Genomic DNA, 21,257 nt, shown 5'->3' on the forward strand with positions numbered 1-21,257 from the left:
TTTAATTATATTCAATAAAAAAACTGCAAAAATATTTGCAGTTTTGATGTAATTATAGATTCAGTTTATTATTAAATTATAATTGATCGCTTTCCTTTTATATTATCATTAGATACAGTATCCCAAGAAACTCCAGATGCAGGTACAGCTCTCTCGCGTCCCCAAACTCTAATAGCTTCGATTTTTTCTGGAGCAGTTTTACTTAATGGTACAATGTTTTTAAAACATTTTTCAAAAAGATTATCATCTACAAGATCATCTCCATGAATTACAGCCTGAATAGCAACATCTCTTACTGCACCTTCAATATCTGATCCGGCAAATCCATCCGAAATTTCTACAAGATGATTTAATGTAGGCGGAGAAGGCTGAGGTAACAAATTGCGATTTATATAGAGATTAATAATATCTTTTCTTTCTGCTTCTCCGGGCAGATCAACAAAAAACAATTCATCAAAACGCCCTCTTCGTAACAATTCTGGAGGTAATTTACTAACGTCATTTGCTGTAGATACAACAAAAACTTTTGCCATACTTTCCTGTAACCAAAACAAAAACTGTCCAACCATTCTTGTTGATGTTCCCCCATCATTTGAGCCAGCTGCGCCAGAAAGGCCTTTTTCTATTTCATCAATCCACAATACGCAGGGAGCAGCATTATCTGCAGATGCTAATGCTTCTTTTAATCGATTTTCAGATTGTCCAAGATATTGCCCTTGAATAGCAGCAAGATCAAGACGATATAAAGGAAGATTCCAATTAGCAGCAATAAATTTAGCAGATAGAGATTTACCGCACCCAGGAACCCCTACAAGTAAAACTCCTCTTGGAGGACGCATTTTTCTTGCTTTTAAATCTGCTGTTAAAAGTTGCTTTTGATTATCCAGCCAATGCTGTAAACCTGTCAAACCTGCAACCGAGAGAGTAGATGAGTCAATTTTTACTTTCTCTAAACCAGATATATTACTAAACAATTTGTCTTTGGCATTGCTTAATTCTCTAATGTCTTCTTTAGTTAAAGAACCTTTTGCCATTTGGGTTGCTAAAACATTTTCGGCTTCGATTTTAGTCATATTTGCTAAAATCGTCGCTGCCATTTTAAAATCTGTTTCGTCCCATTCGAGCGGAATAGAACCTTTATATGGAGTAACACATTCTTTAACAACTTCTAACATTTCATCTTCATTAGGAGCGTCTAATGTAATTGTCATTCCTAATCGCTGTAATTGGGGCCATATTGATTTAGTTGTAATTAAGCAAATGCTTCCGCCTCTTTCAATGGCTTGAATTACACAATCATAGAGATGTCTGGATACTAAATTATCATCTTCAATATCACTTACTTCAGTAAAAACAAAGGTCAAATTTTGTCTTTGAGAAATGTTTTGAACGGCATAGTCCAGACCACCGGCAACTGAGCGATCATCATTGACACTTTTCTTTGTTTTTATATCAATTGTTCCATGAGATAAATTATGAAAATAAATAGGAATATTGATTTCTTCAGCTAATTGTTGAATAACCTCAAGTACTCTTGCCCGCTCAATACTTTTAATCGATATAAAAGGTATTCTTGCTCTAAACATTCGCAAAAGCGAAGTTTTGAATTCTGATTTATTTGCCATTTAGAATAGTATTTTTCTGCCCGTTGGAGCAATTATTTCATTAAAGCTTTCTTTTTTAATTTCTGTAGAAGTTGTATTAAGTTGAAAAGAATTTAATAATACTTGTATTTTTTCACTTCCTGAAGTTTTAGAATTGTTCTTTTTTAGAGATGTTCTTATTTCAGTAATAAAATCTTCCAGATCTTTTTGAAGCATTTTTTTTAAATCTTCTGGTAATCCCTTTACATTAATAAAATGGTTCAAGACAATAAGGTTTTGTTTTCCATTTCTTAAGGCAATTTCAAAATCATCTTCAGTTTTAAGACTCTGTAACTGAAAAGATTTTTGAAATTTATCCAGCCAATTTTGTTTTCGTTTTTTATATACTTCTTCTACTTTATGATAGAAACGATTTGCAGTGCCGGCATCAATTAAAAAGCTTCCTAAATTTAATTGATCTAAAACTGAATCATTTCCATCCCCAAATTGATTAAGTAAATTTATCCATTCAGAATATGTTGTTGGAGCTTTCATTATTGTGCTTTAATTCTGGGATTAATGAATTGATTTGGAGGTACAATGTCCCATTCTGGAAATTTAGCGTTCTCTAAATCAGCTTCTGTTCGACCTTGAAAAAGATTTGGTTTAATACTAATTTCTTTTTTTAATTCTTGCGGGTTATCTTCAGTTTTTTCTGAATGATTATCTAAAATTATTTTTGTCATAATTGATTTTTTTAGGTTAAATAATACTTCTGGCTGTTTCATGTGATACACTTGAAAAATCTTCTGGAGTAATTGATGAAATAAGATTTCTTACTTCTTCTGCATTATTGTCTTCCGTAGAGTGTTCTATTCTGTAATCTACTGTTTCAGCAATACATCCTCTTAGTACTTCTTTTGCTTTTCGTTTTCTTTCTTCTACAGTTTCAAGAATTTTATCTTTAGATTTCTTGTATCCAGAGATAGAACTCCAAATTACGACTGCCCCAATTCCACTGCCAATAAAGCCAAGTATTGCATGAACGCTGAAAGCCCAAAAACCTAAAAAACAGATCAGGATTCCAATAATAATTGCGGCGTAAGGAAAAGAAATTTTACTTAATTCTGTTTCTAACACTTTATCATAGTAAGTTTCTTGTTCTTTTAAAAGTTCATTTTCTTCACTTCCGTCTTTTGTAGAAGTTTTAAAATCATCTATTGAAAGTTCAACATATTGTGGAATTCTATTTCTGCATTGTGCCGTAAAAGTGTCATAAGCTTCTAATATCCAAGGCTGACTTATAGAAACTGCAAGGGCTTGAGTTACTTTAGTTGCTCCAGATAATTCAGGATTAAATGATGCATTTGTTAAAAGTTGTAAAAAGTCTACTTTTTCATCAAAAATATGTTTTTCTGCATCCATTATGGCCTGAGCTGCAGCTTTGTCTCCATCCATTTGTATGATAAGCTGATTGAGTCTGACTTGTTCTTGCAGCGGAAGTTCTTCATCATCAAAATTTGTAACGAGCAGAGATAATATTTCATCTAATTGAACTTTAATTCCTTTTGAAAAATCAGATGAAGAAGAAATTATATTTTTAAAATGTGTATTTAAGATATCATGTGTTCTGGCTTCTTTTAAAGAATTTTCCAGTGAGTTCCAGTTAGTGGAAAACTTTTCTAATAAAGGATATTTGCCTTCTGGTAAAGGTCCTAATGCTTCAAAAAACTTAATCCATTGAGATTTTTGTTTATCTATAAAATTATCACCTTGTGTAAGTTGATCAATCCAGTTTTTAACATTTATCATCATTAATTGTTTCGAAGCTGGGGGGAATACTCCTGTAGAAACAGCTTCGAGTATTATGATAAATTCCCTATCAAGATTATGCGGATTTTGATGCATAAAATAGCGCTCCAGCCATTTTAGACTTGCATCATTTCTGGTTAATCTCCGCATAACCATCATAAAGAATAGAGTTGTTTTGTAATCATCTCTTTTTAAAGCTTCTTTTAAAGCTTTTTCAGTTGCGGCCTTGTCGTTTCTTATCCAGGCACTCAAAGAAACTAATGCTGGCGCAAGCCAATATCCTGGTGCTTTTATCATTACTTCTTCAGTTGTAAATCGTAAAGTATCTTCACTTATTACACCTGTATCAACTCCTTGCAAAATACCTGTTGCCATTCTTCTAACTTCGGCGTAATAACCAAACTTGATTTGCAGGTCTTGTTTTAAATTTCCTTGACGGGTTTCTGCCAGCTGCAACGATTTATGTTTTAAATCAGCTTCTACAAAATCAGCAAAAGAATCAGCTAGTTTTACCAGCTCACTTTCTAATTGATCTTGTTTGAAATTTAATGTTCCTAATTCAGAATGAACTCCTTTCATATCTGAACTAATTGACCTTAGCGCACTATTTATGATCGAAAGGTCTGCGTATGAGATTACTTGTTGAGACATAATTATTTGTTTGTTGATGTTATAGTTTTGTTGCTGTTCCGTCTTCTCGAATTAAAATGATTTTGTCTTTGTAGATTTCAACCAAAGCGTATGCATTATGTATGGCAGCAGATCGCGCTTTTTCAAAATCAGCTTCCATTGTTTCTGTATTCTTATAATGTTTGATAATTTGACTTCCGCTTAAATCTAAAGTATGTACCTCGTATGGATGTCCTAGAAAACATTTTGAAAGAATTCCTAATGGTAAATTAGAAAGCTCAGCTGTGCCGAATTCCTCTTGGATTGATTTTATAAGTTCATCCATTCCTTTCGTATCGGTTAATGTTTTCGCATCGAGTCCGCTAATAAGATCAAGATATTTTTTTGAACGTTTTTTTAAGAGGTCTCTGTCGCTAATAAAACCACTAGTTAGTTTAGGGTTATCTGTGCCAAAACTTATATTCTCGTTTTGTAAAATGATTCTTGCCATATTTATTGATTCTTTTATGTTTTCTATTCTCAAAAGTAACTACCACAATAAGTTATATTTTATGGAAAACCGTAATGCTGTTTTTTATTCTAAAAACGGTTATGGAAAAGTCTGCGTAAGGGATAGAAGCGGCATCCTTTTATGTTGGGGTTCACCATAAAAGATAGAGTGGATAGCCCGACCCGAAGGGATACGCCCAGAATATTTTTCGATAATCTAAAAACTATGATCTAAAATCTAAATTTTCTAAAAAAAGTATATCTTTAACCAACCTAAAACCAAAAACAATGCAAGAAGAGAACCAAGAACATTTTAAAAGAGAACTCGGATTATTAGACGGAACCATGCTTGTGGTTGGTTCAATGATTGGGTCTGGAATATTTATTGTAAGTGCCGATATTGCCAGGCAGGTAGGATCTGCAGGATGGCTTACTCTAATTTGGCTGATATCAGGATTAATTACCATTATTGCTGCTGTAAGCTATGGAGAATTGAGCGCCATGTTTCCAAAAGCCGGAGGACAATATGTCTACTTAAAAGAAGCGTATAACAAGTTAATAGCTTTTTTGTATGGCTGGAGCTTTTTTGCAGTAATTCAAACTGGAACTATTGCTGCAGTGGGAGTAGCTTTCTCAAAATTTGCTGCTTATTTATACGAACCATTGAGTGATGAAAATATACTTTATGAAATAGGTTCATTTAAACTAAATGCGGCCCAGTTAGTATCGATTTTTACTATTATTTTATTGACTTATATCAATAGCCGTGGTGTTAAAAACGGTAAAATTCTTCAAACTGTTCTTACGATTATCAAAATTTTATCATTACTGGGGTTAATTGTTTTCGGGCTAACATTGGCAGCAAAAGCTTCGGTTTGGGATGCGAACTGGGCCGATGCATGGAATACTCGTGTATTTGATAAAGAAAGCGGCTCATGGATGCCAATAGGAGGGACTGGATTAATAACCGGAATTTCAGCTGCAATGGTTGGATCTTTATTTTCGAGTGATGCCTGGAATGGTGTTACTTTTATTGCTGGAGAAATTAAAAATCCGCAGCGAAATGTTGGTTTAAGTTTGTTTCTGGGAACTTTTATTGTAACCATTATTTATGTTTTAACGAATATTATGTATTTAGCCGTAATTCCGTTAGAAGAAATTGCAACAGCAAAATCAGATCGTGTTGCCGTTGTGGCATCACAATATATTTTTGGAAATATAGGAACGCTGATTATTGCAATTATGATTATGATTTCGACTTTTGCCTGCAACAACGGATTAATTATGGCTGGAGCAAGAGTGTATTATACAATGGCAAAGGATGGTTTATTCTTTAAAAAAGCAGCTGTTTTAAACGAATCAAGTGTTCCTGCATGGGCGCTTTGGGCACAATGTTTTTGGGCTTCGGCTTTGTGCCTTACAGGAAAATATGGTGATTTGTTAGACTTTGTAATTATCATTGTCTTGATTTTCTATATTTTAACGATATACGGAATCTTTATTTTGAGAAGAAAAATGCCAAATACCGAAAGACCTTATAAAGCTTTTGGATATCCGTTTTTACCAATGCTTTATATAATTACAGCTGCAGCAATATGTGTTTCGTTACTTATTACAAAATTCTCAACCTGTGGATGGGGAGTTTTAATTATGCTGACAGGAATTCCGGTTTATTATTTTACTAAACCAAAAGAGTAAACTTTTATTTGATCTGAAATTTTTAAGTTAAATTATAAAAAAGCGTCTTTATATAAAGGCGCTTTTTTAGTACAAACAAATTTATAATCGAGAATCTGCGTTTTTTCGAGGTAGTCTAAAAAGCAGTAATTGTGATTTAATAGAATAAAAAAAGACACTGTGTTTTAGCAGTGTCTTTTGATATTAAATAATCTATTGAAATTTGTTATACAACAGCAGGTTCAACAGATGATTTTATAGATGAATTAATAATAGATATAGTAAGCGGATCAATTTCTCCCGAGAAAAAAGCATCCAGAACCTCCTGAAATATTGGATTTGTATTTTCTGTTAAAGAAAACAAAGTCATACACGAACGTAATTTACGGGCATCTAAATCTCCAAAAATTCCGTCAGCAGATTTCATTTTAAAGGTTAGCAAAAGTTCTGATATTTCAATTAAATGTTTTCCTAAAATTGGATGTTCTAAATAATCAGAAGCTTCTTTTAAGTCATTAATGGCATATAGATTGGCAGTATCGCTTTTTCCCAAACCTTTTATTTGAGGAAAAATAAACCACATCCAGTGTGTTTCTTTTTTTCCTTTGCTGATTTCAGAAAGAGCAGTAAGATAAAGTTTGTTCTGCGCATCTAAGAAGCGCGCTAAATCATTGTTTGAATAAGCCATTACGGTATTATATTTTAAAAAAGGGTTGCAAAAGTAGTAAAAAAGAAGGGCTCTGCCTAATAAAACGTTCATACAATCAGTATTTTAACTTTTTTCGACAGAATTTTCCTCATCGTTGCAGCGTTAAAAAACGGCGTTGTTTTTCGTTATTAATAAATTACAGATTTCTGTGTGTTTGTCTAAAAGTTAAATTTATTCTTGGTAAAACATTTCGTGCTGTTTTGGGAACTTGATGCTGCCAAAAACTGTTTGTAGTTCCTGCCATCAGCAAAAAAGACCCATGATGTAACGGAATTTCGATCTGCGGAATTTCTTTACTGTATTTATGACGCAGCCTGAACATTCTGGTTTCTCCAAAAGTCACCGAAGCAATAATTGGGTTGGGTCCCGTATTATGTTCTTTATCGCTGTGCCAACCTACGCCATCATTTCCATCTCTGTACAAATTAAGCAGTACAGTATTAAAATCCTGCTGTGTTTCCTTTTCTACACGTCCTCTAATAGTCAGCAATTCATAATTCCAGTCAGGACCTTTTAAATCTGCTCCCGGATTATCTTTATCTTCATACCAGGCAATCATTCTGGGAACAGTATAGGTTTTATCATAAATTTCCATTTCGTATTCTCTCCATTTCGTTTTGCGAAGCAGTCTTTCATAAAAACGATCAGATTCTTCTTTTGTGAAGAAATTATCAATTAAAATCAATTCAGAATCAGGAATGTCAAATACTTTTTTTCCTGCCAAACCTGTGGTAAATAATTCGGTGTCGTTAAATAGTGTCATTATTCCATTTATTTTTTGTCAATTTGAATCCATACAGGTGCATGATCGCTTGTTTTTTCCCAGCCTCGCACATGACGATCAACACCGCCGGAATGCAATGCCGATGCTATTTGCGGACTCAATAAAAAATGATCGATTCTAAGACCTGCATTTCGCTGATAAGCATTCCTGAAATAATCCCAGAAAGTGTAAATTTTCTCATCAGGATACAATGTTCTAATCGCATCTGTCCATCCTTGTGAAACTATAGCTGCAAACGCTTTTCTAATTTCTGGTTTGAAAAGTGCATCATTTATCCATTTTTCAGGTTTATAAACATCCAGCTCTGTTGGCATGACATTATAATCACCAATTAATAGTACAGGAACTTTTAAGGATAATAATATTGCTGCACGCTCAGCCAGACGATCAAACCATTTCAATTTATATTCAAATTTTGGTCCCGGCACTGGATTCCCGTTTGGGAGATAAAGACATGCAATTACAATTCCGTTAATTAAAGCTTCAATATAACGGCTTTGAACATCTTCGTCATCACCCGGAAGTGTGCGGGTTATTTCTTCTATTTTCATATTTCGGGCAAGAATAGCAACACCGTTCCATTGTTTTTGTCCGTGCCAGACGGCATTGTAACCTGCATCATTAATAGCCTTAAGAGGAAAGTTATCCTGAGGTGCTTTTAATTCTTGTAAGCACACAATATCCGGAGCTGCTTCGTCCAGCCATCGAAGTAATACATTTAACCTTCCGTTGATTCCGTTTACGTTATAAGTCGCTATTTTCATAGTACATTTAATTTTAAAATCTATATTAAATTTACTGATTATTTATGTTCTTATTTTATAAACTGTTTGTTAAAGAATACTTTGCCGGGATGTTTTTCTGCATAAGCAAAAATTAAATGTTCTATATACTGATTGCTTTTATATTGTGTTACATAACTTTTTACTTCATCATAATCGTTAATGGCGATATCTCTGGGTATGTAGCCCATTCCGTGAAAATGCCCATTTTCAACCCAGACACAGCTTCGTTCGTCAGCAGATCTTCCTTTATCGATAATCGCAAAACTGGGTCTGTTGTTCAGTAAATAATCAATTGCATTATCTACTTGCTCGTTATGAAGCAGAACATCAGGCAGACTTTTTACATCATTATTTTGAAATAATTCTCCCTCTTCTGGTCTTGTATATTTACAAAATCTATGATCAATTTCAAACTGTTCTGCCAGACTGCGCAGTAAATTGATACCATCATACTGTGTATTAAATTCATGAATGCAGATTTGAAATTTACTCACTTTCCCAATAGCGAGATATTTATAACCATTTCTGGCTTCGTATTGATAAATGCCAAATTTAGCCTCAAAACGTTTTAGAGCTCTGTTGTAAGTAGGCCAGAGTTTTTTGATTTCGGTGCATTCTAAAAGAAGCGCCATTAATTCAGTTGCGCAGATCTCAAAAGAAATCCCGTAAATGTCTCTTAAAAAATGTTGTCTTTGCGGATTGATATTATTACCTGTAAAATGCGATGTAACACGTTTTTTTAGATTAACAGCTTTTCCAACATAAATTACTTTTTTTGCCTGATTATAAAAATAATAGATTCCAGGTTTTTCGGGTAAATTATTAAAATCATCAGGTGGAAGGTTAGGAGGTAAGCGCTGATCTTGTGCCGTTTTCTTGATCATTTTTTCGATTTCTCCAGCATCATCCCATTCTAATAAAAGCGAAAATAATATGGCTGTTGCATCTGCGTCTCCTCCGGCACGGTGTCTGTTTTCTAAAGATATATTTAAAGAGTTACAAAGATTACCTAAACTGTATGAACCTAAACCCGGTTTGATTTTTCTGGCGGCACGAACTGTACAAAGTTTTTTTGCCGACCATTTGAAACCTGCCTGTTCCAGCTGATGATGAACAAATGAATAATCGAAGTTAACATTATGAGCTACAAAAATGCGGTCTGTAAGCATTTCGAGAACTTTTTCAGAAATATCATCAAAGATTGGGGCATTAGCTACCATTTCGTTATTTATACCTGTTAATCCAAAAATTGAAGGAGGTATGTCCTGTTCAGGATTTACCAGTGTTTCATAACGATCCAGCACATTTTTACCATCATGAATAATAATGGCAATTTCTGTTATACGGCTTCCACTGGCATTTCCTCCTGTGGTTTCAATATCGACTATGGCATATTCCTGATTCTTCATTTCTATATAACGTAAAATCGATTGGTTTTCTGTTGTTTATTAAAATTTTAAATCTGTAATAATTTGTTTTTTAGGCTTTAACAGTAATAACGTCTTTAAGTGAGGTAGAAAACTTAGGAGATAATCTGTTTTGTTTCATTTTCCATTGTCTTCCAAGAGACTGCACACCAAATTTAATTTTATTATTACCATAATTTTGGTTCATTTTGTCGATAACACTCATTAAAGGCTGATGCTTAGGATTTGAAGTTTCAAATAAATTAAGCTGTGTTTCGCTGTTTGGCGTTAAGCCCATTACAATTACGCCTGCTTTTTTATAGCGATAACCCTTTTTAAAAATAGCTTTAAATCCTTTTTGAGCTGCAGCATTAAGTTCTATCGTCGAATTAGTTGGGAAATCTGTTGTAATCGTAATGCTTCTCGAATAGTGTGATTCTTCATTTTTTATAAAACTCGTTTGGATAAAAACAGTCACCATATTACAATGACAATTTTGTCGTCTTAATTTCTCGGCACACGAGGCCGTAAACGTGCTGATTCGCTCTGATATTTCTTCATAAGAGGTATATCTTTTTTCGAAAGACCTTGTTGTAGCGATCATTTTACGATCTGCAGCTTCTTCTAATTCTAAAGTTGGTTTACCTTCTAATTCATGCTTTAACCTAAGCCCGACTACTGACATTTCTTTTCTCACCCAGGCATCTGGAAGCTGAGTAAATTCATAAGCGGTATTAATTTTTTTTGCTTTAAGACGTTTCGCGTGTTTTCTTCCAATTCCCCAGACATCTTCAATTTTAGACCATTTTAAGGCTTTAACTCTTTTTTCTTCAGAATCAATACAATGAACATTCTGTGTACGATCTGCAAATTTTCGGGCAATTTTATTTGCCATTTTAGCCAGAGCCTTAGTAGAAGCAAAACCTATGCTGACAGGAATGCCCGTTCCTTGTGTGACTTCTTTACGCATTTTTAAACCCAAGGTATTCATATCAAATAAATCGTAACCTGAAAATTTTAAGAAAGCTTCATCGATACTGTAGATTTCGATTTCAGGAGTATAAGTTCGAAGCAGGTTCATTACCCGATTGCTCATATCGCCATATAGAGGATAATTAGAAGAATACACAAAAATGTTCTTTTCCTTAAAAACAGATTCATATTTAAAAGCCGGAATAGCCATTGGTATGCCCAAAGCTTTAGCTTCATCAGACCGCGAAATAACACAGCCGTCATTATTAGAGAGAATAACTATAGGTTTTTCTCTTAAATGCGGTTCAAATACCCTTTGGCAGGAAGCATAAAAATTATTACAATCGACTAAAGCAAACATTTTTAATTTGTTTTCTATTTCTGTTTTGTCACCCTGAGCGAAGTCGAAGGGTTTTATCGTATAAAAGGTCTTCAACTTCACTCAGACTAACAATAACTTAAAAAGTTTTGATACTATGAGTTACAATTCCCCAGATCACGAAATTATTTTCCGGAGTCACTTTTATTGGTTTATAATCTTCATTTTCGGCAATAAGCCAGATAATGTCTTTTTCTATTTTAATGCGTTTTACCGTAAATTCACCATCAATTTGGCAAACAGCAATTTTATTGTTTTGTGGTTCCAGACTTTTATCAATAATTAATAAATCACCATCATGAATGCCGGCATTTTTCATGGAATACCCTTTTACCCTGGCAAAATAAGTAGTGTATTTATGTTTGATGAGTTCTTTATTGAGATCAATTGATAATTCAATAAAGTCATCAGCAGGCGAAGGAAACCCCGCACTGATACCAACATCAAAAAAAGGCACTTTTACTTCCGTGCTTGTATCCGGTATATAAAATTCTATTGATTTTGTGGTATTTATATTTCTCAGATTCATAATCACTTCAGAAACTTAATTTTTTACATTTACAAAATTAGTACAGACAGTAACATTTTTTTATATATTTGCTGTTCCAAATTATAACAAAATTAATTATGTCCTTATTTTCAGACAACATCAGAGCATTAAGGGTGAAGCATAAAATATCGCAGGAGAAATTAGCTGAAAACCTTAGTATTACCAGAGGAAGATACGTGAAATACGAAGATGGAACTTCGGAAGCACCGTATGACATTTTAAAGAAAATTGCGTTATATTTTCATATGAGTATTGACTTGATATTATCTGTCGATATACGCAAAATTGATGTACAAAATTTGATAAAACTGGAAGGTAACCGACTTATTCTTCCTATTCAGGTTGATAGTTTTGGAGAAAATTATATCGAAATTGTATCTCAAAAAGCAAAAGCAGGATATTTAAACGGATATGCTGATCCAGAATATATTGAAAGTTTACAGCAGATTACACTTCCGTTTTTAGGACCTGGAAAACATCGCGGATTTCCCGTTGAAGGCGATTCAATGCCTCCACACGAAGATGGTTCTATTATTATTGGCCGTTATGTAGAAAAACTGGGAGAGGTTATGGATGGCAAAACCTATATTCTTATTACTAAGAATGAAGGAATGGTATATAAGCGTCTCAATAAAAACAAAAAGAATGCCTTGGTTTTAGAATCGGATAATAGTTTTTATCCAAATTATGAAGTGAAAGCTTCTGATATTTTGGAGATTTGGGAATACGAATGTAATATCGGCCGTTCTGATAAGAAACAAGAAATAACAGAAACTGGAGCAATGAAAGATTTGCTTTTAGAATTGAAAAGGGAAGTTCGAGAGATTAAGAATAATACTTCGAATACATAAAAAGAGTTTTTACCACTCCCGATAGCTATCGGGATTCACAGATTAAAAGGATTGTTTTTTCGCCACGAATTGCACAAATTTTCACAAATTTTTTATTCAAAATATAATCAACATAATTCGTAAAAATTTGTGCAATTCGTGGCAAACAAACTATACAAAGTAGTAAAAAATCCTTTTTAATCTGTGGCTTAAAAAACTTTGTGTCTTAGCGCCTTTGTGGCAAAAAAAAACTAAAAAACCTTCACAAATCCCAATCCATATTGCTGCCCGTTATAAAAAGGCATTATCATAGATGTCGATTTATTTTCGGCTGATGACTTGAACAGTTTCTTGGTAATATATGGATTGACCCAATAGGCAATTTTCGTACTCAAAATTCCAATTCCAGCTCCGGCAGCGACGTCTGTCAGCCAATGGCGGTTATTGTAAATTCTGAAAAGCCCAGTTCCTGTTGCAACAGCATAACCTGCAATTCCATACCAAATCGATTTGTCTTTGTATTCTTGGTATAAAAATTCGGCACCCATAAATGCAGTTGCAGTATGCCCGGAAGGAAAAGAGTTATTCGAACTTCCGTCAGGTCTTTCTACATGCGAAATTGATTTTAAACCTAAAACCGTTGTAGCCATAATTGCATATGAGGTTACAAGTATTACAGAACGGTCACGCATATTATTTTTACCTTTTACGCCAAAAGCATTCAATGCATATACTGATGCAGCGGGAGCGTATTGAGAAAAATCATCAATCGTAATTTTCTCGTCAATGTCTTCAGCAACTTCATCTTTAATCTGGTGATTAAAACTCAAAAGCTGATCACTTTTTAAACCAATTACGCCATAACCAATTAATACACTCGGAATAATTAATTGTTTGTAATTGAATTTTAAATTATGAGAAGTACTGTCAATTTTTGTAATCGAGTCATTTTGCTGTGCATTCGCAGAAAATAATCCGAATAAAAATACAAGGGAAATCGTTTTGTGGAACATTGTTTTTGTCGTTTTACTTTGCAATAGTAACGAATGTTCGACCTTGGTATTTTAAGCTTAATTGAACCTTAAGCGAATATTAATTTGTTGGTTTTAAATGAGGTAGTTGGATTAAGATTGGCTTATTTTTAGTTTATTCAGATTGATGATTTTAAGTAAATAAGTCCCAGCGGGACGATATATTTATAGAAAATTTATTAGGCGTGTTTTTTAAGCCGGGGTGAAATATGTCGCTCCGCTGGAGCTTACTATCAACGTGAATCAAATTAGTTGTAAATATCTCGCTTCTCCGAAGCTTTTTTTAATATTTTTTCTTTTAATGATTCACAATTCACAATTCTTCTAAACCTTCAGCGAAAACCAAAACGTACTTCCCAATCCTAAATTACTTTCTACGCCAACATTTCCATTTTGTGCTTCAATAAATTCTTTGCTAATCGCCAAACCTAATCCCGTTCCAGATTTTTGACTTCCTGGAACTTGAAAGTATTTATCGAAAACCTTGTCTTTATATCTTGTATCAATTCCTTTTCCAGTATCAATAACCTGAAAAACCATCTGATCATTTTCTTCTTTTAATTTAATGAGAATCGTGCTTTTTTCAGACGAATATCTAATGGCATTCGATAAATAATTAATTAAAACCCAGCCCGTTTTCTCGGCATCGGCTTTTACATTTTTGAGATTTTCATTGGCATCAACAATTAATTGAATCTGTTTTTGATCTGCCTGAACTTTTACAGCTTCTACAGCATATTTCACAATTTCGTGTGGATTACTTTTTCCAATATTCAGCTGAATGTTTCCAGTTTCCAATTGTGATAAATTCAATAACTCTCCTGTAATTTTTAATAAACGCTGACTGTCATCTTTTATACTTTCAACCAATTGTTTTTGGTCGTCGTTCATGTCGCCTGTTTTCCCATTTTCAAGCAATTGAAGACTTAATTTTATAGAAGCAATTGGTGTTTTTAATTCGTGCGAAACGGTGGCAATAAAATTCGTTTTAGCAAAATCCAGTTCTTTAAAAAGCGTAATATTTCGCAGAATAATTACATCACCAATATTAATTTCTTTTTCTTCTCCAGTTGGTGTTATTGTGATATTGTGAATCTCTTTTTCGAAATAACTCTCTTTTCCGTGAGCAAAAATTTTGAGAGGCTGTTTTTTTGGAGTTTCACTTTCTTTCAGAATCAAAGAACGAATCAAATCATTAGAAACTGCCAATTCAGAAGCAGGTTTTCCAATAATATCTTCGGATTTTAGACCAATAATTTTCAGTGCTTCATCATTCACAAACAAAACAATTCCTTCGTTATCCAAACCAATAATAGGATCGTTCATATTATTGATCAGAGTTTCTAGACGTTTCTTTTCAAAAAGAAGTTTATAAACATTGCTGTCATGATATTCTTCTAGCTTTTGTGCCATGGTATTAAATGATTTTGCCAGATCTCCAAATTCGCTATGGCTCGTAAAATGAACACGTTCGGAATAGTTTTTATTGGCAATTTCCTTAATACTCTGAGTTAACTCTCTAATAGGATTCGCAATATTATTAGGCAGATTAACCAATAAATTAAAAGCAATCAGAAAGCATAAAGTTCCCACAATGGCAATCGACAAATTAGCTGTTTCAGCCGAATGTTTAGCGATATCGCTTTTCTGTTTTATGGCGTCCAGATTCAGTTTCATAATCGCAAAAATATCATGACGAATCTGAGCTTTTATAGTTTCGTTAGAATTGTTTTTAGCCAAAAGAGCAAAACTAGCTTTTAGTTTTTCGGTAGCTTGTTTTTCGCCCGGTTCTGTAATATTTTGAGTCTGCTTTTCGAGATTCTCCTCAAAACTCTGAATCGTTTCTTTTGAATCGGACTTTATTCCGTCTAAAGCAAAAATCATATTTCGGGAATATTCCAAAGTATTATAATTGGATTTCAGAATATTCTCGGTGTCCTGCTTAATCAGAAAAACAGAATAAGCACTCACTAACGAGAGAATGATGATCATTAAAAATAACAATCCTACACTCAGATTCAATTTGGTTTTAATTCTCATGATGTTTATTTAAAAACAAGTTTTTTTATTTGAACCATTAAGATATTAAGGAAATTAAGCTTTTGAACTTAATGAAACTTACAAAGAGAAAATTAAGTATAGCCTTTATTTTCTTAATATCTTAATGGTTAGAAAAATTACGACAGTATTACAAGATCAACATTAGATAAAGACAATTTGTTTAGCAAACGCCTAAAAATTGTTGTAGACAAAATTACTTTAAACAAATTAAAATGCGGTTTTCCGATGCACACAGTTGTAATTTGTTTTTCTTCTACCGTTGTTAAAATAGCATCTGTAATATTTGAATTTTCCAATTTAATAACCTCTGCACCTAATTGCACTGCGAGTTTAAAGTTATTAATTAAATGTCTTTGTTTATCAAGTGCAATCCTATTACTGCTTTCTTGTGGCGTTTCTACATACAAAACATACCAAGAACCATTATAATAACTGGCTAATCTTGCTGCTTTTCTAATTATAATTTTGGCTGTTTTTTCATTACTGCTAATGCAAGCTAACAATTTCTCATGTCGTAAGGCATGCAGATTAGGAACTTCACTTTCTACCTTTCGAACAACCTGACTCGCTACTTCTTTCAAAGCCAATTCCCGAAGTTGTAAAATTTGTTCCGATTTAAAAAAGTTCGTTAAAGCCGTCTGAATCTTATCTGCCGTATAAATTTTTCCTTCTTTGAGACGGGCAATCAGATCTTCTGATGTTAAATCGATATTTACAACCTCATCAGCCAATCGCAAAACATTGTCGGGAATGCGTTCCTGAACATCAATATTGGTAATTCGTTTTACATCTTCATTTAAACTCTCAATATGCTGAATATTAACCGCCGAAATCACATTAATTCCAGCTTCCAAAATCTCTAAAACATCCTGCCAGCGTTTTTCGTTTTTGCTTCCTTCAACGTTCGTGTGTGCTAGTTCGTCAACAATAACCACTTCTGGTCTAAGGTTGATAATCGCTTGAACATCGAGTTCTTCCAATTCTTTTCCTTTATAGAAAATGGTACGCCTCGGAATTATCGGCAAACCCGCTAATAATTCGTGCGTCTCCTTTCGCATGTGCGTTTCGATGTAGCCGATTTTCACATCGATTCCGTTTTTCAATAACGAATGCGCTTCCTGAAGCATACGAAAAGTTTTGCCCACACCGGCGCTCATCCCAATGTAGATTTTAAACTTCCCCTTTCGTGATTTCTGGATTAAATCGAGAAAGTGCTGTGCGTTATTATTTTCGTTTTCCATAATTTTTGCTTTAAGCAATAAGCTTTAGGCTTTAGGCAGTATAACTCTAAAAAGCTTACTGCTTAAAGCCTATAGCCTAAAGCTAGAAAGAAATCGCCAGCGAAGTCGTTACAAACGTATTCGTATCCGTTGGAAGATTATCTTTATTGGTGAAGATCTCGTCTTTACTCGAAAGATTTCTCGCTTCAATTCTAAACATAACATTATCAGTAACTAAGTAATCAAAGTTAGCTGAAAATCCGTAAGTTTTAAAACCATTTGGCGTTTCAGTTGCGATAATCACACCTTTTTCATCACTATAATATTCACCGCGTACTGCAAGCTGAATCTTGTCAACTGGTTTGTATTGCAGAATCAAAACAGGCGAAAACCAAGTATCGTATTTATTACTGTTTTTAGCCGATTGCTGAGATCCAATATCAAAACCAGCCGTCACGTTTGTTTTTTCTGTTATTTTAAACTGTCCGTAGAAATTATTAAAATAACGCCATTTTTTATCAATATCCGGCTGTTCATTTCCAACATAAGTACTCCAATTCAAAACAACCCGATCAGAAGGTTTGTAAGTAACCTGAGTTCCAAAAGCCGGAGTTTGATTGCCTTTTACTTTCTCAATTCTTTGCCAGCCATTTAAGTACATACCCGCCAAATACCATTTTCCAGATTCAGATGTATAACCAATTTTAACTCCCGTTTCATAATAAGGAGAATTCTCAGCCATAATACTTCTTGTTAAAGTCTGGCAGTCTTTTCCGATTGCACTTTCAAAACCAATATGCGAAGGCATAATTCCCGCATCAATCCATAAATTATGGCTTTTCGAAATCTTTACACCAACATTCGCTTCGTAAACATTTTTCAATAAACCCTGCTCGGCAGACATATTATATTCGGCATAAGTTCCCGCCATCAGCGCAAAATTTCCCCGAATATTTTCTTTCGAATAATTCACTTTTGCCATTCCCAAATTCAGGTTTACCTCGTTGCTTTTATTATAACTGTAAAAAAAGTTTGGCCGAGTATGATTTTCAGGCTTCCCGAAATCATAACTATAATATGCATCTACATATCCCGAAAATGTCAATGGACTTTTAGATTCTTCTTGTGCGTGTAAATTGCTATAACCAAAAGCGATTAAAGCAGTAAGTATTATTTTTTTCATTTTTGTGGTATTCTATTATTTATTAGTAGATTTTTTAGGAGCTAATCCCGCTATTCGTTGCAATCTTTTGTGCCGAACCCCGGCACAAAAGGATTTCCACTACTATCGGGGCTAGGGCATTTGGGGTAAAAAAGGCGTTTTTGTTTCCTGCAAGGTTTTTAAAACCTTGTAGGTATTTAATTTTTACGTTTAGTTTTTCGATTCCTATTCTCGACACAGTTTGTCATTGCGAGGAACGAAGCAACCACATTTGCACAGTCAACTTTGTGTATAATTGTTAGTGAGGTTGCTTCGTTCCTCGCAATGACAAAAATGAGCGAATAGCTTTGTCAAACCCGACAGGTTTTAAAAACGTATTACTTCAACTGATCCAAAGCCACATTCAATTCCAAAACATTAACCGTTTCAGGACCAACAACAGCGGTATTAATTTTAGATTCCACCAAAGATTTTACTTTCGCTTCGTCTAGCATTCTTTCTTTAGCAATTCGTTTAACTTGAATCAGCGCCCCTTGCGGAGAAATATTAGGATCTAAACCACTTCCAGAAGCCGTAACCATATCAACAGGAATATCAGATTTTTTCAAGTACGGATGAACCAATAAAAGCGTATCAATTCTTTTTTGAACCAAAGCCAGATAATCGGCGTTGCTTGGACCTTTGTTGCTTCCGGCACTTCCCGCTGCGTTATAATCAACAGCCGAAGGTCTTCCCCAGAAATAATTCGACTTATCGAACTTTTGTCCAATTTTTTGGTAACCAACCACTTTTCCGTTAACCGAAATCGTTTCTCCTTTTCCTTGATTTGGAGCTAATTTTGCGATTCCGTAAATCGCTAAAGGATAAATAACCGCAAACAAAATCAAAGTAAATACGGTAAGTTTTAATAGTGAAAATAGATTTTTCATTTTTTTTGAGATTCTAAGGTGCTAAGTTGCTGAGATGCTAAGTTTTTTTCTTAGAAAGGAGTAATTTAGAACCAATGTTTTTATTTGAGTTTTGTAAACCTGACAGGTTTGAATTTTTACATAAAAAGTGCGACCAACAAATCAATTACCTTAATCCCGATAAAAGGAACAATCAATCCGCCAAGACCATAAATTAAAAGGTTTCTTTTAAGAATGGCACTAGCTCCAATCGGACGATAATCAACACCTTTAAGCGCAAGCGGAATCAATATCGGAATGATAATCGCGTTGAAAATTACAGCCGATAAAATCGCACTTTCGGGACTATGCAAATGCATGATATTTAAACCTTGAAGCGCAGGAATCGCAGTAATAAAAAGAGCAGGAACAATAGCAAAATATTTCGCAACGTCATTTGCAATAGAAAAAGTAGTTAAGGTACCTCGAGTCATTAAAAGCTGTTTTCCAATTTCAACAATTTCGATTAGTTTCGTTGGATCATTGTCAAGATCGACCATGTTTCCGGCTTCTTTTGCTGCTTGAGTTCCACTGTTCATGGCAACTCCAACATTCGCCTGGGCAAGGGCAGGAGCATCATTTGTTCCGTCACCCATCATGGCAACCAGTCTTCCTTCAGCCTGTTCTTTTCTGATATAATTCATTTTATCCTCAGGCTTAGCCTCGGCAATAAAATCATCAACACCAGCAGCTTCGGCAATAAATTTAGCTGTAAGCGGGTTATCTCCCGTAACCATAACCGTTTTGATTCCCATTCTGCGCAAGCGCTCAAAACGTTCTTTCATTCCGGTTTTTATAATATCCTGAAGTTCGATAACACCTTGAACTTCATTGTTTTTGATTACGACTAATGGAGTTCCTCCGTTAGACGAAATAGAAATTACTTGTTGTGCGGTATCTTCTGGAAAAGAATTTCCAGCTTGCTGCGCAATGTTTTTTGCAGCATCTTGCGCTCCTTTTCTAATGTTGGTTCCGTCTTTTAATACTACCCCAGAAGTTCTGGTTTCGGCAGTAAATTTTATTGTGTGTGAAATATCAGAAGTAGTTTGTAAAAAGCTCGCTTTTGTTTCATTTTTCACATCTAACATTTCACTTAACTCGAGAATACTTTTTCCTTCCGGAGTATCATCTGCAAGCGAACTCAAAACAGCCGATTTAACGAAATCATCAAAAGAAATTGCTTTTGTTGGATAAAAATTGGTTGCTTTTCGGTTTCCAATTGTAATGGTTCCGGTTTTATCCAAAAGTAAAACATCAATATCTCCAGCAGTTTCAACCGCTTTACCCGATTTTGTAATAACGTTAGCTCGTAAAGCTCTATCCATTCCCGCAATACCAATCGCAGAAAGTAAACCTCCAATTGTAGTTGGAATTAAACATACAAATAAAGCAATGAAAGCCGCAGTCGTGATGGGTGCGTTGGCATAGTCGGCAAACGGTTTTAGCGTAACACACACAATCACGAAAATTAAAGTAAATGCGGCTAATAAAATGGTTAAGGCAATTTCGTTTGGTGTTTTCTGACGGCTCGCACCTTCAACCAAAGCAATCATTTTATCTAAAAAGCTTTCGCCAGGTTCAGAAGTTACTTTTACTTTAATTTTATCAGATAATACTTTTGTTCCTCCGGTAACCGAAGATTTATCTCCGCCAGCTTCCCGAATTACAGGAGCACTTTCTCCAGTAATGGCACTTTCGTCAATGGTAGCCAGACCTTCGATAATTTCACCATCGGCAGCAATTAAATCACCTGTTTCGCAAACGAAAATATCGTCTTTTTTTAATGCTGAAGAACTGATATTTCTGATTTCTCCGTTTGGCAGAATCTGTCTTGCAGGAGTTTCTTCTCTTGTTTTTCTTAAACTGTCGGCTTGTGCTTTTCCTCTTGCTTCGGCAATGGCTTCGGCGAAATTGGCAAATAAAAGCGTTGCCAGTAAAATTAAAAATACAATTAGGTTATAAGTAAAACTTCCCTGATCATTTGCACCCATTAAGATCGAAACGCAAACGGCAAACATAATGGCTGTTCCAATTTCTACGGTAAACATTACCGGATTTTTGATCATCATTTTTGGATTAAGCTTCACAAAAGACTGCACTAAGGCTTCTTTTACTTGTTTACTTTCAAACAATGATGTGGATTTATTAGTTGTCATTTTTTATATTATTTTGTTTAACTGATTTTTTTAAACACATAGAGACATAGATTTTAACTTTCCGAAAAAGGCGT

At 34.4% G+C, this 21,257-nt stretch carries 19 protein-coding genes; 2 read left to right on the forward strand and 17 right to left on the reverse strand.

The window, feature by feature from the left end; translation table 11 throughout:
- Nucleotides 1-71: 71 nt before the first annotated feature.
- From FJOH_RS10180 to FJOH_RS10200, 5 genes are read right to left on the reverse strand one after another with little or no spacing between them, the layout of a single operon-like run.
- On the reverse strand, nt 72-1,625 hold the full coding sequence (locus FJOH_RS10180; protein WP_012024029.1) for an ATP-binding protein: 1,554 nt from the start codon (nt 1,623-1,625) through the stop codon (nt 72-74).
- Nucleotides 1,626-2,138, reverse strand: a complete 513-nt coding sequence (locus FJOH_RS10185) for a hypothetical protein (RefSeq protein ID WP_012024030.1) — start codon at nt 2,136-2,138, stop codon at nt 1,626-1,628. It abuts the gene before it with no gap.
- Complete coding sequence (locus FJOH_RS10190; RefSeq protein WP_121362071.1) at nt 2,138-2,329, reverse strand: hypothetical protein; 192 nt, start codon at nt 2,327-2,329, stop codon at nt 2,138-2,140. Before FJOH_RS10190 ends, FJOH_RS10185 begins: the two co-directional genes overlap by 1 nt.
- A 16-nt stretch (nt 2,330-2,345) precedes the next feature.
- Nucleotides 2,346-4,046, reverse strand: a complete 1,701-nt coding sequence (locus tag FJOH_RS10195; protein WP_012024031.1) for a hypothetical protein — start codon at nt 4,044-4,046, stop codon at nt 2,346-2,348.
- A gap of 19 nt (nt 4,047-4,065) precedes the next feature.
- On the reverse strand, nt 4,066-4,515 hold the full coding sequence (locus tag FJOH_RS10200) for a hypothetical protein (RefSeq protein ID WP_012024032.1): 450 nt from the start codon (nt 4,513-4,515) through the stop codon (nt 4,066-4,068).
- Between the two features lie 287 nt (nt 4,516-4,802).
- Between FJOH_RS10200 and FJOH_RS10205 the strand changes: the two genes are divergently transcribed.
- On the forward strand, nt 4,803-6,212 hold the full coding sequence (locus FJOH_RS10205) for an APC family permease (protein ID WP_012024033.1): 1,410 nt from the start codon (nt 4,803-4,805) through the stop codon (nt 6,210-6,212).
- Between the two features lie 205 nt (nt 6,213-6,417).
- Here the strand turns inward: FJOH_RS10205 and FJOH_RS10210 are convergent, their stop codons facing one another.
- The 6 genes from FJOH_RS10210 to FJOH_RS10235 form a co-directional block, all read right to left on the reverse strand.
- Nucleotides 6,418-6,879, reverse strand: a complete 462-nt coding sequence (locus FJOH_RS10210) for a DUF1810 domain-containing protein (protein WP_044047646.1) — start codon at nt 6,877-6,879, stop codon at nt 6,418-6,420.
- A gap of 157 nt (nt 6,880-7,036) precedes the next feature.
- Entirely contained in the window at nt 7,037-7,663 is a 627-nt protein-coding gene (locus tag FJOH_RS10215; RefSeq protein ID WP_012024035.1) for an alpha-ketoglutarate-dependent dioxygenase AlkB family protein, read from the reverse strand.
- Nucleotides 7,664-7,671: 8 nt separating this feature from the next.
- Nucleotides 7,672-8,448, reverse strand: coding sequence for an exodeoxyribonuclease III (xth, locus tag FJOH_RS10220; RefSeq protein WP_012024036.1), 777 nt, complete (start codon nt 8,446-8,448; stop codon nt 7,672-7,674).
- 50 nt (nt 8,449-8,498) lie between these two features.
- A complete protein-coding gene (locus FJOH_RS10225) occupies nt 8,499-9,878 on the reverse strand; it encodes an exonuclease domain-containing protein (protein ID WP_012024037.1) in 1,380 nt (459 codons plus the stop codon).
- Between the two features lie 70 nt (nt 9,879-9,948).
- On the reverse strand, nt 9,949-11,208 hold the full coding sequence (locus FJOH_RS10230; protein ID WP_044048277.1) for a Y-family DNA polymerase: 1,260 nt from the start codon (nt 11,206-11,208) through the stop codon (nt 9,949-9,951).
- 97 nt (nt 11,209-11,305) lie between these two features.
- Nucleotides 11,306-11,755, reverse strand: a complete 450-nt coding sequence (locus FJOH_RS10235; RefSeq protein ID WP_012024039.1) for a LexA family protein — start codon at nt 11,753-11,755, stop codon at nt 11,306-11,308.
- A gap of 98 nt (nt 11,756-11,853) precedes the next feature.
- Here FJOH_RS10235 and FJOH_RS10240 point away from each other — a divergent pair, with 98 nt between their 5' ends.
- Nucleotides 11,854-12,627 (forward strand): XRE family transcriptional regulator, encoded by a 774-nt coding sequence (locus FJOH_RS10240; protein ID WP_012024040.1) that lies wholly within the window; start codon nt 11,854-11,856, stop codon nt 12,625-12,627.
- Between the two features lie 230 nt (nt 12,628-12,857).
- On the opposite strand, the gene FJOH_RS10245 is transcribed toward FJOH_RS10240, so the two are convergent.
- The 6 genes from FJOH_RS10245 to kdpB form a co-directional block, all read right to left on the reverse strand.
- Nucleotides 12,858-13,619, reverse strand: coding sequence for a phosphatase PAP2 family protein (locus FJOH_RS10245; protein ID WP_012024041.1), 762 nt, complete (start codon nt 13,617-13,619; stop codon nt 12,858-12,860).
- Between the two features lie 342 nt (nt 13,620-13,961).
- A complete protein-coding gene (locus FJOH_RS10250) occupies nt 13,962-15,677 on the reverse strand; it encodes an ATP-binding protein (protein WP_044047648.1) in 1,716 nt (571 codons plus the stop codon).
- A 137-nt stretch (nt 15,678-15,814) separates the two neighbouring features.
- A complete protein-coding gene (locus FJOH_RS10255; protein WP_012024043.1) occupies nt 15,815-16,939 on the reverse strand; it encodes an osmosensitive K+ channel His kinase sensor in 1,125 nt (374 codons plus the stop codon).
- Between the two features lie 82 nt (nt 16,940-17,021).
- Nucleotides 17,022-18,101: a porin gene (locus FJOH_RS10260; protein ID WP_012024044.1), complete on the reverse strand. Its 1,080-nt coding sequence runs from the start codon at nt 18,099-18,101 to the stop codon at nt 17,022-17,024.
- 356 nt (nt 18,102-18,457) lie between these two features.
- Nucleotides 18,458-19,009 (reverse strand): K(+)-transporting ATPase subunit C, encoded by a 552-nt coding sequence (locus FJOH_RS10265; protein ID WP_012024045.1) that lies wholly within the window; start codon nt 19,007-19,009, stop codon nt 18,458-18,460.
- A 116-nt stretch (nt 19,010-19,125) separates the two neighbouring features.
- Nucleotides 19,126-21,183, reverse strand: coding sequence for a potassium-transporting ATPase subunit KdpB (gene kdpB / locus FJOH_RS10270; protein ID WP_012024046.1), 2,058 nt, complete (start codon nt 21,181-21,183; stop codon nt 19,126-19,128).
- Nucleotides 21,184-21,257 lie beyond the last annotated feature (74 nt).

Origin of the sequence: Flavobacterium johnsoniae UW101 (assembly GCF_000016645.1) — a bacterium.
GTDB lineage: Bacteria > Bacteroidota > Bacteroidia > Flavobacteriales > Flavobacteriaceae > Flavobacterium > Flavobacterium johnsoniae.

Coding starts and splice junctions, on each gene's coding strand:
- FJOH_RS10210 (WP_044047646.1), bottom strand. CDS start 6,879: ATGGCTTATTCAAACAATGATTTAGCGCGCTTCTTAGATGCGCAGAAC.
- FJOH_RS10230 (WP_044048277.1), bottom strand. CDS start 11,208: ATGTTTGCTTTAGTCGATTGTAATAATTTTTATGCTTCCTGCCAAAGG.
- FJOH_RS10180 (WP_012024029.1), bottom strand. CDS start 1,625: ATGGCAAATAAATCAGAATTCAAAACTTCGCTTTTGCGAATGTTTAGA.
- FJOH_RS10185 (WP_012024030.1), bottom strand. CDS start 2,138: ATGAAAGCTCCAACAACATATTCTGAATGGATAAATTTACTTAATCAA.
- FJOH_RS10235 (WP_012024039.1), bottom strand. CDS start 11,755: ATGAATCTGAGAAATATAAATACCACAAAATCAATAGAATTTTATATA.
- FJOH_RS10225 (WP_012024037.1), bottom strand. CDS start 9,878: ATGAAGAATCAGGAATATGCCATAGTCGATATTGAAACCACAGGAGGA.
- FJOH_RS10255 (WP_012024043.1), bottom strand. CDS start 16,939: ATGGAAAACGAAAATAATAACGCACAGCACTTTCTCGATTTAATCCAG.
- FJOH_RS10190 (WP_121362071.1), bottom strand. CDS start 2,329: ATGACAAAAATAATTTTAGATAATCATTCAGAAAAAACTGAAGATAAC.
- FJOH_RS10250 (WP_044047648.1), bottom strand. CDS start 15,677: ATGAGAATTAAAACCAAATTGAATCTGAGTGTAGGATTGTTATTTTTA.
- FJOH_RS10195 (WP_012024031.1), bottom strand. CDS start 4,046: ATGTCTCAACAAGTAATCTCATACGCAGACCTTTCGATCATAAATAGT.
- FJOH_RS10265 (WP_012024045.1), bottom strand. CDS start 19,009: ATGAAAAATCTATTTTCACTATTAAAACTTACCGTATTTACTTTGATT.
- FJOH_RS10245 (WP_012024041.1), bottom strand. CDS start 13,619: ATGTTCCACAAAACGATTTCCCTTGTATTTTTATTCGGATTATTTTCT.
- FJOH_RS10240 (WP_012024040.1), top strand. CDS start 11,854: ATGTCCTTATTTTCAGACAACATCAGAGCATTAAGGGTGAAGCATAAA.
- FJOH_RS10205 (WP_012024033.1), top strand. CDS start 4,803: ATGCAAGAAGAGAACCAAGAACATTTTAAAAGAGAACTCGGATTATTA.
- xth (WP_012024036.1), bottom strand. CDS start 8,448: ATGAAAATAGCGACTTATAACGTAAACGGAATCAACGGAAGGTTAAAT.
- FJOH_RS10200 (WP_012024032.1), bottom strand. CDS start 4,515: ATGGCAAGAATCATTTTACAAAACGAGAATATAAGTTTTGGCACAGAT.
- kdpB (WP_012024046.1), bottom strand. CDS start 21,183: ATGACAACTAATAAATCCACATCATTGTTTGAAAGTAAACAAGTAAAA.
- FJOH_RS10215 (WP_012024035.1), bottom strand. CDS start 7,663: ATGACACTATTTAACGACACCGAATTATTTACCACAGGTTTGGCAGGA.
- FJOH_RS10260 (WP_012024044.1), bottom strand. CDS start 18,101: ATGAAAAAAATAATACTTACTGCTTTAATCGCTTTTGGTTATAGCAAT.